This window comes from Pseudomonas putida, from assembly GCF_016406145.1.
Classification (GTDB): domain Bacteria; phylum Pseudomonadota; class Gammaproteobacteria; order Pseudomonadales; family Pseudomonadaceae; genus Aquipseudomonas; species Aquipseudomonas putida_E.
The window spans coordinates 5537564-5554254 of record NZ_CP066306.1 but is presented as its reverse complement, the minus strand read 5'-3'; the positions used below and the strand labels follow the sequence as shown (position 1 = coordinate 5554254).

Annotated in this window: 13 protein-coding genes; 11 read left to right on the top strand and 2 right to left on the bottom strand. The window is 62.9% G+C overall.

The genetic code is table 11. The features are described 5' to 3' along the window. The first annotated feature begins 7 nt into the window (after positions 1-7). From pepP to gcvP, 9 genes are all read left to right on the top strand, one after another. Positions 8-1342 carry a Xaa-Pro aminopeptidase gene (pepP, locus tag JET17_RS25630; protein WP_012316780.1) on the top strand — a complete coding sequence of 445 codons (1335 nt, stop codon included), beginning with the start codon at positions 8-10 and terminating at the stop codon, positions 1340-1342. Next, the gene (gene ubiH / locus JET17_RS25625) at positions 1339-2538 is read left to right on the top strand and encodes a 2-octaprenyl-6-methoxyphenyl hydroxylase (RefSeq protein WP_012316779.1); all 1200 of its coding nucleotides are present in this window, start codon (positions 1339-1341) and stop codon (positions 2536-2538) included. Before pepP ends, ubiH begins: the two co-directional genes overlap by 4 nt. Beyond that, a complete protein-coding gene (locus tag JET17_RS25620) occupies positions 2535-3017 on the top strand; it encodes a DUF4442 domain-containing protein (protein WP_012316778.1) in 483 nt (160 codons plus the stop codon). Before ubiH ends, JET17_RS25620 begins: the two co-directional genes overlap by 4 nt. 9 nt (positions 3018-3026) lie before the next feature. Next, positions 3027-4244 carry a 2-octaprenyl-3-methyl-6-methoxy-1,4-benzoquinol hydroxylase gene (locus JET17_RS25615; RefSeq protein WP_190273348.1) on the top strand — a complete coding sequence of 406 codons (1218 nt, stop codon included), beginning with the start codon at positions 3027-3029 and terminating at the stop codon, positions 4242-4244. Between the two features lie 156 nt (positions 4245-4400). Continuing rightward, complete coding sequence (locus tag JET17_RS25610) at positions 4401-5402, top strand: extracellular solute-binding protein (protein WP_012316776.1); 1002 nt, start codon at positions 4401-4403, stop codon at positions 5400-5402. 115 nt (positions 5403-5517) lie between these two features. Next, a complete protein-coding gene (locus JET17_RS25605) occupies positions 5518-7188 on the top strand; it encodes an ABC transporter permease (protein WP_012316775.1) in 1671 nt (556 codons plus the stop codon). Between the two features lie 123 nt (positions 7189-7311). Next, positions 7312-8394 carry a glycine cleavage system aminomethyltransferase GcvT gene (gene gcvT, locus JET17_RS25600; protein WP_012316774.1) on the top strand — a complete coding sequence of 361 codons (1083 nt, stop codon included), beginning with the start codon at positions 7312-7314 and terminating at the stop codon, positions 8392-8394. Between the two features lie 47 nt (positions 8395-8441). Beyond that, positions 8442-8825, top strand: a complete 384-nt coding sequence (gene gcvH / locus JET17_RS25595) for a glycine cleavage system protein GcvH (RefSeq protein WP_012316773.1) — start codon at positions 8442-8444, stop codon at positions 8823-8825. 131 nt (positions 8826-8956) lie between these two features. Next, complete coding sequence (gene gcvP / locus JET17_RS25590) at positions 8957-11830, top strand: aminomethyl-transferring glycine dehydrogenase (protein ID WP_012316772.1); 2874 nt, start codon at positions 8957-8959, stop codon at positions 11828-11830. Positions 11831-11864: 34 nt separating this feature from the next. Here gcvP and JET17_RS25585 read toward each other — a convergent pair whose 3' ends face one another. Both JET17_RS25585 and JET17_RS25580 read right to left on the bottom strand, forming a co-directional pair. Beyond that, positions 11865-12179, bottom strand: coding sequence for a DUF2388 domain-containing protein (locus JET17_RS25585; protein WP_012316771.1), 315 nt, complete (start codon positions 12177-12179; stop codon positions 11865-11867). Positions 12180-12268: 89 nt separating this feature from the next. After that, the gene (locus tag JET17_RS25580; RefSeq protein WP_012316770.1) at positions 12269-13954 is read right to left on the bottom strand and encodes a GspE/PulE family protein; all 1686 of its coding nucleotides are present in this window, start codon (positions 13952-13954) and stop codon (positions 12269-12271) included. A gap of 250 nt (positions 13955-14204) precedes the next feature. Here JET17_RS25580 and JET17_RS25575 point away from each other — a divergent pair, with 250 nt between their 5' ends. Together JET17_RS25575 and JET17_RS25570 are read left to right on the top strand one after the other, a co-directional pair. Beyond that, the gene (locus JET17_RS25575; protein WP_012316769.1) at positions 14205-14954 is read left to right on the top strand and encodes a GntR family transcriptional regulator; all 750 of its coding nucleotides are present in this window, start codon (positions 14205-14207) and stop codon (positions 14952-14954) included. Further along, positions 14951-16675 carry a fumarate reductase/succinate dehydrogenase flavoprotein subunit gene (locus JET17_RS25570; RefSeq protein ID WP_012316768.1) on the top strand — a complete coding sequence of 575 codons (1725 nt, stop codon included), beginning with the start codon at positions 14951-14953 and terminating at the stop codon, positions 16673-16675. Before JET17_RS25575 ends, JET17_RS25570 begins: the two co-directional genes overlap by 4 nt. The last annotated feature ends 16 nt before the right edge of the window (positions 16676-16691 follow it).

Below are 16691 nucleotides of genomic sequence, written 5' to 3'. Positions count from 1 at the left end.
CCTGCCCATGAGCCACATACCCAAGGCCGAATATGCCCGTCGGCGCAAGGCGCTGATGGCGCAGATGGTCCCCAACAGCATTGCCATCCTGCCGGCTGCCGCAGTCGCCATTCGCAACCGCGATGTCGAGCACGTCTACCGCCAGGACAGCGATTTCCAGTACCTGAGCGGCTTCCCGGAGCCGGAGGCGGTGATCGCGCTGATCCCGGGGCGCGAGCATGGCGAGTACGTGCTGTTCTGCCGCGAGCGTAACCCTGAGCGCGAGCTATGGGACGGCCTGCGTGCCGGCCAGGAAGGTGCCATCCGCGACTTTGGCGCGGACGATGCCTTCCCGATCACCGACATCGACGAGATCCTCCCGGGCCTCATCGAAGGTCGCGAACGGGTTTACAGCTCCATGGGCAGCAACCCCGAGTTCGACCGTCGGCTGATGGACTGGATCAACGTGATCCGCTCCAAGGCGCGCCTTGGCGCCCAGCCGCCCAACGAGTTCGTTGCCCTGGATCACCTGCTACACGACATGCGTCTGTATAAATCTGCGGCGGAAGTGAAAGTGATGCGCGCCGCTGCAGAAATTTCCGCACGCGCCCATGTGCGGGCCATGCAGGCCTGCCGGGCAGGGCTGCACGAGTACAGCCTGGAAGCCGAGCTGGACTACGAATTCCGTAAAGGTGGGGCAAGAATGCCAGCCTACGGGTCGATCGTCGCTGCCGGCCGCAATGGCTGTATCCTGCACTATCAACAGAACAATGCCGCGCTCAAGGACGGTGACCTGGTGCTGATCGACGCCGGTTGCGAAATCGATTGCTATGCCAGCGACATCACCCGCACTTTCCCGGTCAGCGGGCGTTTTTCGCCTGAGCAAAAGGCCATCTATGAACTGGTGCTCAGGGCCCAGGCCGCCGCTTTCGCCGAGATTGCCCCAGGCAAGCACTGGAACCACGCCCATGAAGCGACCGTGCGGGTGATCACCGAGGGGCTGGTGGAGTTGGGGCTGCTCAAGGGCAAGGTGCAGGCGCTGATCGAAAGTGAAGCGTATCGCGCTTTCTACATGCACCGTGCCGGGCACTGGCTGGGCATGGATGTGCATGATGTGGGTGAGTACAAGGTCGGCGGCCAGTGGCGGGTGCTGGAGCCTGGCATGGCGCTGACCGTCGAACCGGGTATCTACATTGCCGCCGACAATCAGCAGGTCGCGAAGAAATGGCGAGGCATCGGCGTAAGGATCGAGGACGACGTGGTGGTGACCAGGCAAGGCTGTGAAATTTTGACATCGGGCGTGCCCAGGACGGTCGCCGAGATCGAGGCGCTGATGCAGGCGGCACGTAAGGACGCGGCATGAACCGAGTCAACCTGGCGATCATCGGTGGCGGCCTGGTCGGTGCCAGCCTGGCGCTGGCCCTGCAGGCTGGGGCCAAGGCGCGCGGCTGGAAGATCCTGCTGATCGAGCCGTTCGCCCCGGGCGACAGCTTTCAGCCCAGCTATGATGCGCGCTCCTCAGCGCTTTCGTTCGGTACCCGGCAGATCTATCAGCACCTGGGCGTGTGGCAGGCGATCAGCCCGCGTGCCGAGCCGATCCGGCAGATCCAGGTCTCGGACCGTGGGCGCTTTGGCTCCACCCGCCTGGATGCGCTGGAGGAGGGTGTGCCAGCGTTGGGCTATGTGGTGGAGAACGCCTGGCTTGGCCAGTGCCTTTGGCAAGGGCTGGACAGCGAGGTGGTGAGCTGGCGCTGCCCGGCCGAAGTGAAGGCGATGCAGGCCGTCGCCGGTGGTTATCGCTTGCAGTTGGACGATGACACCAGCCTGGAGTGCGACCTGGCCGTGCTGGCCGACGGTGGCCGCTCCGGGTTGCGCGAGCAATTGGGCATACATGTGCGCCGCACGCCGTACGAGCAGAGCGCCCTGATCGCCAATATCACCCCGGGCGAGTCCCATCGTGGGCAAGCCTTCGAGCGTTTTACCGAGCAAGGCCCCATGGCATTGCTGCCGCTGCCCGAGAATCGCTGCGCATTGGTCTGGACCCGTCAGGGTATGGACGCCAAGCGCCTGGCCGAGATCGACGAACGCAGCTTCCTGCGCGAGCTGCAGGATGTATTCGGCTATCGCCTCGGCGCCCTGCGCCAGGTCGGCGCACGGCACCTCTACCCGCTGGCACTGGTCGAAGCCCAAGAGCAGGTGCGCCCGCATCTGGTTGTACTGGGCAATGCCGCGCACAGCCTGCACCCCATTGCCGGGCAGGGTTTCAACCTGTCGCTGCGTGATGTGCAGTCGCTGGCTGATGCGCTGCTGGCCGGCCCGCAGCAGCCAGGCGATCTGGCGACCCTGCAGGCGTACCATCAACGCCAGCAGCTCGACCAGGCCATGACCATCGGGTTCTCCGACCAGGTTACCCGACTGTTCGGCAGCAACCAGCCGTTGCTGGCCGCCGGGCGCAACATCGGCTTGCTTGGGCTCGATTTGCTGCCGCCGGCAAAAAGCTGGTTCGCCCGCCAGGCCATGGGCATGGGCACCCGCCCTGATCCGCGGGGTCAGGCATGACCAACCCGCGCAAGCTGGCGCGCCGGGCGCGCATGTTGCGCTGGCTGCTGAACCTTTATCCACCGTACCTGGGTGCCGGCATTCGTATTCAGCACATCAGCCCGGATATGCGCAGTGTCAGGGTGCGTATGAAGCTGACGCGCTGGAACCGCAACTACGTCGGTACCCAGTTTGGCGGTAGCCTGTATTCGATGGTCGATCCGTTCTACATGCTATTGCTGATCGAACTGCTGGGCCGTGAGTACATCGTCTGGGACAAGGCAGCCAGCATTGACTTCATCGCACCCGGCAAAGGCCCTGTGTATGCCGATTTCCACATCGAAGACGCACTGCTGGACGAGATCCGCCAGCAGACCGCCAGCGGCAAGAAATACCTGCCACGTTTGCAGGTCGATGTCCGCGACGGTGCTGGCGAGCTGGTGGCGCGGGTCGATAAAACCCTATACGTGCGGCTCAAGCCGCAAGCGAGGCAGGCGTAAGGCATGGAAATGCGCGCAGATCTGTTGATTGTCGGTGCCGGTATGGTCGGCAGCGCCTTGGCCTTGGCATTGCGCCACAGTGGCCTGGAAATACTCCTGCTCGACGGTGGTTCGCTGACGGTGAAGCCGTTTGACGGCGATGCGCCGTTCGAGGCGCGGGTCAGCGCCCTTTCGGCGGCCAGCCAGCGCATCCTCGAGCGTTTGGGCGCCTGGGAGGAAATTGCCAAACGGCGTGTTTCGCCCTACTCGGACATGCATGTCTGGGACGGTAGCGGCACTGGGCAGATTCACTTCTCCGCCGCCAGCGTGCACGCGCAGGTGCTTGGCCATATCGTCGAAAACCGGGTGGTACAGGACGGCCTGCTGGAGCGCCTGCATGACAGCGATATTGGCCTGCTGCCCAACGCCCGCCTGGAGCAGATGCGCCGCTCTGGCGATGAGTGGCTGCTGACCCTGGCCGATGGTCGCCGCCTGCGGGCACCGCTGGTGGTGGCTGCCGACGGTGGCAACTCGGCGGTGCGGCGCCTGGCCGGCTGCCAGACCCGTGAGTGGGATTACCTGCACCACGCTATCGTCACCAGCGTGCGCTGCAGCGCTGCACACCAGGCTACCGCCTGGCAGCGTTTCACCGACGAAGGGCCGCTGGCCTTCCTGCCCTTGTCGCGAGACGGCGAGCAGGGCTGGTGCTCGATAGTGTGGTCGACCACGCCGGAACAGGCCGAGCAGCTCATGGCGCTGGATGATCAAGCTTTCCTCAAGGCCTTGGAGCGTGGATTCGAGGGGCGACTGGGCCAAGTGCTGCATGCCGACCCTCGGGTTTGCGTGCCGTTGCGCCAACGCCACGCCAAGCGGTACGTGGACGAGGGGCTCGCACTGATCGGCGATGCCGCGCACACAATCCATCCGCTGGCTGGGCAAGGCGTAAACCTGGGCTTTCTCGATGCCGCGGTGCTGGCTGAAGTGCTGGTGAACGCCTGCGAGCGTGGTGAACGGCTGGCGGATGTGAAAGTGCTCAGCCGCTATGAGCGCCGACGCATGCCGCACAACCTGGCATTGATGGCAGCTATGGAGGGCTTCGAGCGGCTGTTCCAGGCCAACCCGCTGCCGTTGCGCTGGTTGCGTAACAGCGGTCTGAAGCTGGTGCAGCAGATGCCGGAGGCCAAGGCGCTGTTCGTGCGCCAGGCATTGGGGCTTTCCGGGGACTTGCCGGAGCTGGCCAAGCCTTGAGATTGCCGGGGCCGCTTTGCGGCCCTCTCGCGAAACAAAGCCGTTCCTACAAGCGTTTGGGTGCCCTTGCAACATCTGGTAACGGCTGGGTAGGTGAGCCGGAAAATGGGATTCACTACCATTTGCGCCTCTCATACGATTCGAGGAGTGCATCCGATGTTGCCACGCAAGCCCCTACTGGCCGCCCTGGCCCTGACGCTGTTCGGTGGCACCGCCCAGGCGGCGGACGAAGTAGTGGTGTACTCCTCGCGCATCGACGAGCTGATCAAGCCGGTGTTCGACGCTTACACCGCAGAGACCGGCGTCAAGATCAAGTTCATCACCGACAAGGAAGCCCCGCTGATGCAGCGCATCAAAGCCGAGGGCGAGAACGGGGTGGCCGACCTGCTGCTGACCGTCGATGCCGGTAACCTTTGGCAGGCCGAGCAGATGGGCATCCTGCAGCCTATCAAGTCGGCCATCATCGACCAGAACATCCCCGCTCAATACCGCGCCTCGTCCCATGACTGGACTGGCCTGAGCCTGCGCGCACGGACCATCATCTATTCCACCGAGCGGGTCAAACCTGCAGAGCTGAGCACCTATGAAGCTCTGGCCGACAAACAGTGGGAAGGGCGTCTGTGCCTGCGCACGGCAAAGAAGGTTTACAACCAGTCGCTGACCGCCACGCTGATCGAGAACCATGGCGAGGCCAAGACCGAACAGATCGTCAAAGGCTGGGTCAACAACCTCTCTACCGACGTATTCTCTGACGACAACTCGGTAATCCAGGCCATCGAGGCCGGCCAGTGCGATGTGGGGGTGGTGAACACTTACTACTACGGCCGCCTGCACAAGCAGAACCCGAACTTGCCGGTGAAGATCTTCTGGCCTAACCAGGGCGACCGGGGCGTGCACGTCAACCTGTCCGGCATCGGCCTGACCAAGCACGCACCGCATCCGGAGGCGGCCAAGAAGCTGGTGGAGTGGATGACCGGTGAGCAGGCGCAGAAGCTGTTCGCCGACATCAACCAGGAGTTCCCGGCCAACCCTAAGGTCAAGCCATCGGACGAGGTCGCGGCATGGGGCAGCTTCAAGGCTGACAGCATCCCGGTCGAGGTGGCGGGCAAACGCCAGGCCGAGGCCATTCGCTTGATGGATCGGGCTGGCTGGAACTAAGCCCAAGGCTTTATCCTGCTGGGGCCCGCAAGGGCCTCTTCGCGAAGCAAGCCCGTTCCCACAGGTACAGCGCTGCCCCTGCGGTCTGCGCTGTACCTGTGGGAACGGGCTTGCAATGCGAACGACCGCGCAGCGGTTGCCATCTGCCACAGAGACAGTTGCCTTGCCCCACGCTCCCCAACGCCGCTGGTACCTCCCGGTCACCCTGACTGCCGCACTCGTGCTCTTGCCCCTGAGCGTCTTGCTGCTGTCCTGGCAGTCGATCGACGTGCAGATCTGGTCGCACCTGCTCGACACCCAGATGAGCCGCCTGCTCGGCAACACGCTCACCCTGGTGGCGGGCGTAGGCGTAGGCGTCACGGTGCTTGGCGTGAGCCTGGCCTGGCTCACCAGCCTTTGCGAGTTCCCCGGCAGGCGCTGGCTGGACTGGGCACTGATGCTGCCGTTTGCCATCCCTGCCTATGTCTTGGCGTTCGTCTTCGTCGGCCTGCTTGATTTCGCCGGCCCAGTGCAAAGCGCCTTGCGTGAAGTGTTCGGGCCCATGCGCCTGCCGCGGGTGCGCTCCACCGGCGGGGTGATTGTCGTGCTGGTGCTGGTGTTCTATCCCTATGTCTACCTGCTCGCACGCACGGCATTCCTGGCCCAGGGCAAGGGGCTCATGGAAGCGGCGCGGGTGTTGGGTCTTTCGCCGCTGCAAGCTTTCTGGCGGGTTGCGCTGCCCATGGCGAGGCCGGCCATCGGCGCAGGCATTGCGCTGGCCCTGATGGAGACCTTGGCAGATTTCGGCGCGGTGGCGGTGTTCAATTTCGACACGTTCACCACCGCCATTTACAAGACCTGGTACGGCTTCTTCAGCCTGTCCAGCGCGGCTCAACTGGCCAGCCTGCTATTGCTGGCGGTAATGCTGGTGCTGTACGGAGAGCGACGAGCTCGTGGCGCCTCGCGTAGCGCAAATGAACGCCCTCGGGGTCAGGCCCTCTATCACCTGCGCGGTCTGAAGGCACTGCTGGCCAGTGGTTGGTGCCTGCTGGTATTTGCCTGTGCCTTCGTCATCCCGCTGCTGCAGTTGCTGGTATGGTTCTGGCAGCGAGGGCGGCAAGACCTGGACGAGCGCTATGTTGGCCTGGTGCTGCACACCTTGTACCTGGGCGCGATGGCAGCCTTGATCACGGTCTGCGTCGCACTGGTGCTGGCCTTTGCCCGGCGTCAGGCGCCGACTGGCGGCATCCGTGCCGGGGTCGGCCTGGCCAACCTGGGCTACGCCTTGCCCGGTTCGGTGCTGGCGGTGTCGATCATGCTGGCCTTCAGTTACCTGGACAACCACCTGGTGATCCCTCTGTCGACGTGGCTGGGTGGGGCAGGCAAGCCGTTGCTGCTGGGTAGCCTCGCGGCTTTGCTGGTGGCCTATCTGGTACGTTTCATCGCCGTGGCCTATGGGCCACTGGAAGGCAGCCTGGAGCGCATCCGCCCGTCGTTGCCCGAGGTTTCACGGAGCCTGGGTGTCGGAGGGGCGAGATTGTTTTTCAAAGTGTATATGCCGCTGCTGGTTCCCGGTGCCCTCAGCGCTGCACTGCTGGTCTTCGTCGATGTGCTCAAGGAAATGCCTGCAACGTTGCTGATGCGGCCCTTCGGCTGGGATACCCTCGCCGTACGGGTGTTCGAGATGACCAGTGAAGGGGAGTGGGCCCGTGCCTCACTGCCCGCTTTGACCTTGGTGCTGGTTGGCCTGCTGCCGGTCATCGGCCTGATTCGTCGTTCAGCCAGGCGCCCCGGTCACAGTCACTGAGGGTGCCAGCCCGCGCCCTTGCGGCTACAATGCGCGGCATTCGCGCGACGGGTCCTACAAGAAGAGCTGACGACCAAACGTCATCGACCGCCGCCGCTTCGCCACGCCCGGAAGGAGAAACCCATGGGACAGCGCACGCTTTTGTACGACTTGCACCTGGCGCTAGGCGCCAAGACAGTCGATTTCGGTGGCTGGGACATGCCCCTGCACTACGGCTCGCAAGTCGAAGAGCACCATCAGGTGCGCAGTGACTGTGGGGTGTTCGATGTTTCCCACATGACCGTGATCGACATAGATGGTGCCGATGCCACCGTCTGGCTGCAGCGTTTGCTGGCCAACGACGTTGCCCGCCTTGCGGGTGTCGGCAAGGCTCTGTACAGCCCGCTGCTCAACGAAGAGGGCGGGGTTATCGATGACCTAATCGCCTACCGCACGGAAAATGGCTACCGGCTGATCACCAATGCCGCCACCCGCGCCAATGTGTTGGCGTGGCTGGAGGCCCGCAGTACCGGCTTCTCGGTCGGTTTCAAGGTGCGCCCTGACCTGGCCATTCTCGCCATCCAGGGGCCCCAGGCCCGCGAGAAGGTCGCAGCCTTGCTCAGCGCTTCGCGCGCTGCGCTTATCCGTGAGCTGCGCCCGTTCGAAGGGGTTGGCGAGGGCGACTGGTTCATTGCCCGCACCGGTTACACCGGTGAAGACGGGTTGGAAATCATCCTGCCGGGCCATGAGGCCGTGGCCTTCTTCAACGACCTGGTCGGCGCTGGCATCGCCCCCAGTGGCCTTGGCGCCCGCGACACCTTGCGCCTGGAGGCCGGCATGAACCTGTACGGCCAGGATATCGATGAAGACCACACCCCGCTTACCTCCAACCTGGGCTGGAGCATCGCCTGGGAGCCGGCCGAGCGCGATTTCATCGGCCGCGCTGGCCTGCTGGCGGAAATCGAGCGCGGCGTGCAGGACAAGCTGGTCGGCCTGGTGCTGGAGGAGCGCGGTGTTTTGCGCGCCCATCAGGTGGTTCGCGTTGCCGGCATTGGCGAAGGGGAGATCACCAGTGGTAGTTTCTCTCCTACGCTGAGCAAATCCATTGCCCTGGCGCGTGTACCCATGGCCACCGGTGACCGTGCCGAGGTCGAGATTCGCGGTAAGTGGTACCCGGTGCGGGTGGTCAAACCGACCTTCGTGCGTCACGGCAAGATTCTGATCTGAACAATCAACGGCGGGCCGACCGCTGACCCAATCGAGGAATACAAGACATGAGCAATATCCCCGCCGATCTGCGTTTTGCCGAAAGCCACGAGTGGGCGCGCCTGGAAGCCGACGGTACTGTGACCGTGGGTATCAGCGACCACGCTCAAGAGGCCCTGGGTGATGTGGTGTTCGTGGAACTGGCAGAGGTTGGCAAAGTATTCGCTGCCGGCGATGCTGCTGGCGTGGTCGAGTCGGTCAAGGCCGCTTCGGATATCTATGCCCCGGTGGGTGGCGAAGTGATCGCGGTCAACGAAGCCCTGGCCGACAGCCCGGAGCTGCTCAACGAAGAGCCTTACGGCGCCTGGATCTTCAAGCTCAAGCCAAGCGACAAGGCCGAACTGGACAAGCTGCTGGATGCTGCTGGTTACGGCGCCGCTATCGGCGAGTGATCATTCTGGCCTCATCGCCGGCTTGCCGGCGATGAGGCCGGCACTGGCGAAGCAAGTTTTTCCGCAGTATCGGCAATCCTTCCTAGACTTATAAATCTCCACGAGGCCTGGTCTAGGAAGAGAGCGTCGTCATGTCCCAGTCGCCATCCCTGCATCAACTGCAAGAGCTCAACCCATTCCTGCGTCGTCACCTGGGGCCAGATGCCTCGGAGCAGCAGGCCATGCTCAACGCCCTGGGCTTGAGCAGCCGCAGCGAGCTGATCGAACAGACCGTCCCGCCGGATATCCGTTTCAACCGCGCCCTCGACCTGCCCGCCGCTCTGGATGAACAGGCTGCGTTGGCCAAGCTCGCCGGTTATGCCGAGCAGAACCAGGTGTGGACCAGCCTGATCGGCATGGGTTACCACGGCACCGTCACGCCAACCGTCATCCTGCGCAACGTGCTGGAGAACCCCGGCTGGTACACCGCCTATACGCCTTACCAGCCAGAAATCGCCCAAGGCCGGCTGGAAGCCCTGCTCAACTTTCAGCAAATGGTCATCGATCTGAGCGGCCTGGCCTTGGCCAATGCCTCACTGCTCGATGAAGCCACCGCCGCAGCCGAGGCCATGGCCTTGGCCAAACGCGTGGCGCGTAACAAGAGCAATGCCTTCTTTGCCGATGAACACTGTCACCCGCAGACACTGTCCGTGTTGCAAACCCGGGCTGAAGGTTTTGGTTTCGAGCTGATCGTCGACGCTGTGGATAACCTTGCCCAACACCAGGTATTCGGCGCTTTGCTGCAGTACCCGGATACCCATGGGGAAGTGCGTGACCTGCGCCCGCTGATTGACCAGTTGCACGGCCAGCATGCCTTGGCATGCGTGGCGGCAGACCTGTTAAGCCTGGTGGTGCTCACGCCGCCGGGCGAGCTTGGCGCAGACGTAGTGCTTGGCTCGACCCAGCGCTTTGGCGTGCCGATGGGCTATGGCGGCCCGCATGCGGCCTATTTCGCCTGTCGCGAGGACTACAAGCGGGCGATGCCGGGGCGCATCATCGGCGTGTCGCGTGATGCCCGTGGCAATACCGCACTGCGAATGGCCCTGCAGACCCGCGAGCAACACATCCGGCGCGAAAAAGCCAACTCCAACATCTGCACCGCCCAGGTACTACTGGCCAACATCGCCGGCTTTTATGCGGTGTACCACGGCCCTGAGGGTTTGCAGCGCATCGCACAGCGCGTGCACCGGCTGACCGTCGTGCTGGCCGCCGGCCTTGAGGCCAAGGGCATCAAACGCCTTAACCAGCATTTCTTCGACACCCTTACCCTGGATGTCGGCGGTGCTCAGGCGGCGATCATCGAAAGTGCGCAAGCGGCGTGTATCAACTTGCGCATTCTGGGCCGCGGCCACCTGGGTGTGAGCCTGGACGAAACATGCAGCGAAGAAACCGTGCTTCGGCTGTTCGACATCTTTCTTGGCGTGGATCACGGCCTTGAGGTCACTACGCTTGACCAGCATGCCGTGGTAGAGGGTATTCCGGCTGCACTGGAGCGGCGCACACCGTTTCTTTCCCACCCGGTGTTCAACCTGCATCACAGCGAAACGCAGATGCTGCGCTACCTCAAGCAGCTGGAGAACAAGGATCTGGCGCTGAACCAATCGATGATCCCGCTGGGTTCTTGCACCATGAAGCTCAACGCCACCAGCGAAATGATCCCCATTACCTGGCCCGGATTCGCTCAGCTTCATCCCTTTGCGCCCGATGCTCAGGTCGCCGGCTACAAAGCGATGATCGACGAGCTGGAGTGCTGGCTGTGCGCTATTACCGGTTTTGACGCGATCTGCATGCAGCCCAACTCAGGTGCCCAGGGCGAATACGCCGGGCTGATGGCAATCACCCGTTACCACCGCAGCCGTCATCAGCCTCAACGTACGCTGTGCCTGATCCCTTCGTCGGCCCACGGCACCAACCCTGCTTCGGCGCAGATGGCTGGCATGGAAGTGGTGATCGTCGACTGCGATGACGATGGCAACGTTGACCTCGACGACCTCAAGGCCAAGGCCAATGCTGCAGGCGAGCGGCTGTCCTGCCTGATGGTTACCTACCCGTCGACACATGGTGTGTATGAGGAGGGCATCCGGGAAATATGTGAGGTGGTGCACCAGCACGGTGGCCAGGTCTACATGGACGGCGCCAACCTGAACGCCCAGGTCGGTCTCACGCGGCCGGCTGACATCGGCGCCGATGTCTCGCACATGAACCTGCACAAGACCTTCTGCATCCCGCACGGTGGCGGCGGCCCTGGCATGGGGCCGATTGGTATCCGTGCACACCTCAAGCCGTTCGTCGCCAGTCATCCGGTGGTGCCGGTGCCGGGCCTGGACCCGAACAACAGCGCGGTCAGCGCTGCGCCCTGGGGCAGTGCGAGCATCTTGCCGATCAGCTGGATGTACATCGCCATGATGGGGCCGCAATTGGCCGATGCGAGCGAAGTGGCCATCCTGTCGGCCAACTACCTGGCCAGCCAGCTTGGTGGTGCTTTCCCGGTGCTGTACAGAGGCCGAAACCAGCGGGTGGCGCACGAGTGCATTCTTGATCTGCGGCCGCTCAAGGCAATTACCGGGATAACTGAAGAGGATGTGGCCAAGCGCCTGATGGACTATGGCTTCCATGCCCCGACCATGTCATTCCCGGTTCCCGGGACCTTGATGGTCGAACCGACAGAGAGCGAGTCGAAAGCCGAGCTGGACCGGTTCGTCGAGGCCATGCTGGCGATCCGTGCGGAGATCGGGGAGGTCCAGGAGGGTAACTGGCCGGCGGAAGACAACCCGCTCAAACATGCGCCGCATACCCTGGCCGATGTGCTGGCACCGTGGAACAGGCCTTACAGCCTTGAGCAGGCGGTGGCCCCCAGCGCTCACGTGCGCCAGCACAAGTACTGGCCAGCGGTGAACCGGGTCGACAATGTGTATGGGGACAGGAATCTGTTCTGTGCGTGCGTACCGGTGGAGGCGTATCGCTGAGCTGAAACTGGGGCTGCACAGCAGCCCCTGGGCCTTACTCGGCTATCGCATTCTTCGCCAGGATGGCATTGGCCAGTTCCATGTCGCTGGCTTGCATGCCTGGGTTCTCAGCCCGCACCTGACGCATGGCCGCCTCCAGGAACGGCCCACGAATAGCACCTTCACTGGCAACGAAGCTGCCGGCGTCATCCTGCGCCGCGACGACCAGCTTGTGATCTCTGGAGGTCAGGTAAGTCGATGCCGTGGTCGCGCCGGAAGAAATCACGTTGCGCCAGAAGGTATCGGCCATGGCGGAGCCAATGGGCAGCGAAAGCAGGGCAGCGGCTGCGATGGCGGTTGGGAGACGCATGATGAAACACCTCGAAGGGTGAGGGCTGATGGAGCCCGATTTGATTGTGTCTGCGGGGCGTAAGTTCCTCGAAAACAAGGGTTTTTTGCTCATGTGCAGACCCGCAGCACTTCCTCTTGGCAGGTCAGTCCACGGGCCACTTTTGCCTCCCCGCAGCGTTTCAGGTCCAGCAACCCTTCGCTCAATGCCTGTCGCCGCAAGCTGGCAAGGTCCGCTCCGGCGCCTATCCGGGCGCGCAGGCTTTCGCTCGGGACCAGTAGCTCGAACACGCCCGTTCGACCATCAAAGCCGGTGCCCCGGCACATCAGGCAAGGCTGGCCGCTGGCCGATGCTGCGCAGCCCTGGCACTCACGGCACAGCACGCGTACCAGGCGCTGTGCCATCACCCCACTCAGGGAGGCCTTGATCAGGTAATCGGGCACGCCCAGTTCCAGCAGGCGGGTAATGGCCCCACAGCTGTCGTTGGTGTGCAGGGTCGAGAGCACCAGGTGTCCGGTAAGGGCAGCTTGCACGGCTACCAGAGCCGTCTCGCGATCGCGGATCTCGCCGATCATGATGATGTCAGGGTCTTGGCGCAGCAGCGCGCGTACACCGTTGGCGAAGCTGAGGTCCAGTGTCGGCTGCACCTGTAATTGATTGAACGCCGGCTCCAGGCGTTCGATCGGGTCTTCGATGGTGCACAAGTTGACCTCGGGTGTGGCCAGCCGCTTCAGGCTTGCGTAAAGCGTGCTGGTCTTGCCTGAACCGGTAGGGCCGGTGACCAGCAGCATGCCATGACGGCGCTGCAGCAGGGCCTGCCACTGCTGCAGTTGTTCACCTTCCAGGCCCAGGCGGTCGAAGTCTTCCTGTAGCTGTTGTGGGTCGAACAACCGCAGTACCAGCTTTTCGCCAAAGGGGGTGGGCAGGGTAGACAGGCGCAATTCCACTTCGCGGCCACCTGGCAGGCTGCACTTCATGCGGCCATCCTGCGGCCGGCGTTTCTCCGCGACATCCATGTGGCCCAAGTGCTTCAGGCGGCTGACGACGGCCAGGGTCACGCTGGCCGGGAAGGCGTAGACCGTATGCAGGAGGCCGTCTATGCGATAACGCAATCGGCCCTGCTCGCTGCGCGGCTCAAGATGGATGTCACTGGCGCGCTGTTCGACAGCGTACTGCAGCAGCCAGTCGACGATGTGCACGATATGCGCGTCGTCTGCCGTGGCGTTGCCCTGGCGCTTGTCCTGCTCCAGCCACTGCTCCAGCTCACCCAGGCTTGCCGACTGCTGATGCTGGGCGCCTTGCACCGAGTGGGCGAGGCGAGACAACGACTGGCCCACCTGGCGCAACTGCAGGGGGCTGGCGAGCACGCGGCGGATCGGCTTGCCCAGGCTGCGGGCCAGATCGGTTTGCCAGTCACACTGGTAAGGCTGCGCACTGGCCACGGTGATGCCCAGGCTGTCGCTGGCCAGGATGAGTATGCCGTGGCGATGGGCGAATGCTGGCGATATCAGCCCGTTGACCTGAGACAGGTCGAGTTGCAGTGGGTCGATACGCTGGTAAGGCTGCCCGACTTTTCTGGCGAGCCATTGGCACAGGCAGTCCAGATGCAGGCGCTGGCCGGGGTGCTGGCGGTCTTCGAGGCCCAGGGCCGCTACGGTTTCGAGCGGATGGCGAGGTGGCTGTGAGTTGGCGTATTCGAGTACTTGCCTAGCGTCGTTGGCGCTCAGGCGCTGGTCGGCTTGCAACGTGTCCAGCACGCGCTTGAGGTCGAGGGATCGATCGTCGGGGTTGTGCATGGTGGCGTCCGTGCCAAGTGATGAGGTCCTGATCAAGGCTAGCCGGGCCCGACACCCCCGGGCCGATAAAGGATTTCGGAATTTTGCCGGATGGGTGATTCCCCTTGCGTGGGTTGCGCGTGAAGGGCCCGCAGGGCAACCGCAAACCTCTATATGCATATGCAATAACAGTATTTCACGGTCAATTCTTATGCCCGCTATTCTCTGGTCACAACTTGTTATAACAAGTGCCCAATCAGCGAAGAGAACCATGGCCGAACTGCTCCCACTTTCACCGGTACCGCTCTACACCCAGCTCAAGGAATTGCTGCGCGAGCGCATACTCGACGGCACCTACGCCCCCCACAGCCGCATGCCCTCAGAAAGCGAACTGGGCAAGTCGTTCGACGTCAGCCGCATCACTGTGCGTCAGGCCTTGGGCGATCTGCAGAAGGAGGGCCTGATCTTCAAGATTCACGGCAAAGGCACTTTCGTCGCCAAGCCCAAGGCGTTCCAGAACGTGAGCACCCTGCAAGGTTTGGCTGAATCTATGACGCAGATGGGCTACGAAGTGCTGAACCGGCTGCGCAGCTTCCGCCATGTGCCAGCCAATGCGTTGGTGGCGGCGCGCCTGCAGGTCGAGGAGGGCAGCCTTGTGACTGAGATTCGGCGGGTGCGCCTGATCAACCGTGAGCCGGTATCACTGGAGCTGACCTGGTTGCCAAAGGCTGTGGGGGAAAAACTGGAAAAAGCCGACTTGGTTACCCGCGACATTTTCTTGCTGCTGGAAAACGACTGCGGCATCGCGCTTGGTCACGCTGACCTGGCCATCGATGCGGTCTTGGCCGACAGCGACCTGACCCAGGCACTGGAAGTGGAAGAGGGGGCGCCGATCATGCGCATCGAGCGCCTCACCCATGCCGCTGATGGCACACCGCTGGACTTCGAACACCTCTACTACCGCGGCGATGCCTTCCAGTACCGCCTGCGCATCGACCGCCAGAAAGGGGGCAAGGCATGAGCATCGAGACCCAGGACTACGACATCATCGTCATCGGCGGCGGCACTGCTGGCCCGATGGCCGCTATCAAAGCCAAGGAGCAGGACAAAAGTCTGCGCGTGTTGCTGCTGGACAAGGCCAACGTCAAGCGCAGTGGCGCCATCAGCATGGGCATGGATGGCCTGAACAACGCGATCATCCCTGGGCACGCTACACCCGAGCAGTACACCAAGGAAATTACCGTTGCCAATGACGGTATCGTCAACCAGGCCACCGTACATGCCTATGCCACCCACAGCTTTGCAACCATTGAACAGCTCGACCGCTGGGGTGTGAAGTTCGAGAAGGACGAGACCGGCGACTACGCGGTAAAGAAGGTCCATCACATGGGCGCCTACGTGTTGCCCATGCCCGAAGGCCACGACATCAAGAAGGTGCTCTACCGCCAGCTCAAGCGGGCCCGTATCGAGATCAGCAATCGCATGGTTTGCACCCGTGTGTTGCTCGACAGTGATGGTGCGGCGGCCGGAGTACTCGGGTTCGACTGCCGCAGTGGCGAGTTTCGCGTGGTGCGTGCCAAGGCGGTGATCCTTGCCTGCGGTGCTGCCGGGCGCCTGGGCCTGCCGTCTTCGGGGTATTTGATGGGTACCTATGAGAACCCCACCAACGCGGGTGACGGGTACGCCATGGCCTATCACGCAGGCGCCGAACTGGCCAACCTTGAGTGCTTCCAGATAAACCCGTTGATCAAGGACTACAACGGCCCGGCTTGCGCCTACGTGACGGGCCCACTGGGTGGTTATACCGCTAATAGCAAAGGCGAGCGTTTCATCGAGTGCGATTACTGGAGCGGGCAGATGATGTGGGAGTTCCATCAGGAGCTCGAAGGCGGCAATGGTCCGGTGTTCCTTAAACTTGATCACCTGGCAGAGGAGACCATCCAGAACATCGAACATATCCTGCACAGCAACGAGCGCCCCAGCCGTGGCCAGTTCCATGCCGGGCGCGGTACCGACTACCGCCAGCACATGGTCGAGATGCATATCTCCGAGATCGGTTTCTGCTCCGGGCATTCGGCCTCGGGTGTGTGGGTCAACGAGAAGGCCGAGACCAGCGTCAGGGGCCTGTACGCCGCGGGCGACATGGCTGCGGTGCCGCACAACTACATGCTCGGTGCGTTCACCTATGGCTGGTTTGCTGGCGTCAACGCCGCGCAGTACGTGGCCGGGCGCGAGCTGGCCGAGGTCGATGTGGCCCAGGTAGAGCGCGAACGTGAGCGCGTGTTCGCGCCGTTGCACCGCGAGCATGGCCAGCCGCCAGCGCAAGTCGAATACAAGCTGCGGCGCATGGTCAACGACTACCTGCAGCCCCCCAAGGTGACCAGGAAAATGGAAATCGGCCTGGCGCGCTTTGCTGAGATCGCGCGTGACCTTGAGCAGATCAAGGCCAACAACCCACATGAGCTGATGCGTGCGATGGAAGTATCGGTGATCCGCGACTGCGCCGAAATGGCCGCCCGCGCTTCGCTGTTCCGCAAAGAAAGCCGCTGGGGTCTTTACCACCATCGTGTCGATTATCCCGAGCGCAACGATGGCCAGTGGTTTTGTCATTGCCACCTGAAGAAGGGCGAGGACGGTGAAATGACCAGTTTCAAGAAAGCCGTCGAACCCTACCTCATTGCCTTGGATGCCGAGGAACAGACTGCCTACGACCGGCTACGGGTCAAGGCCGATGCCGCGTGAGTGGGGTGGCGCACAG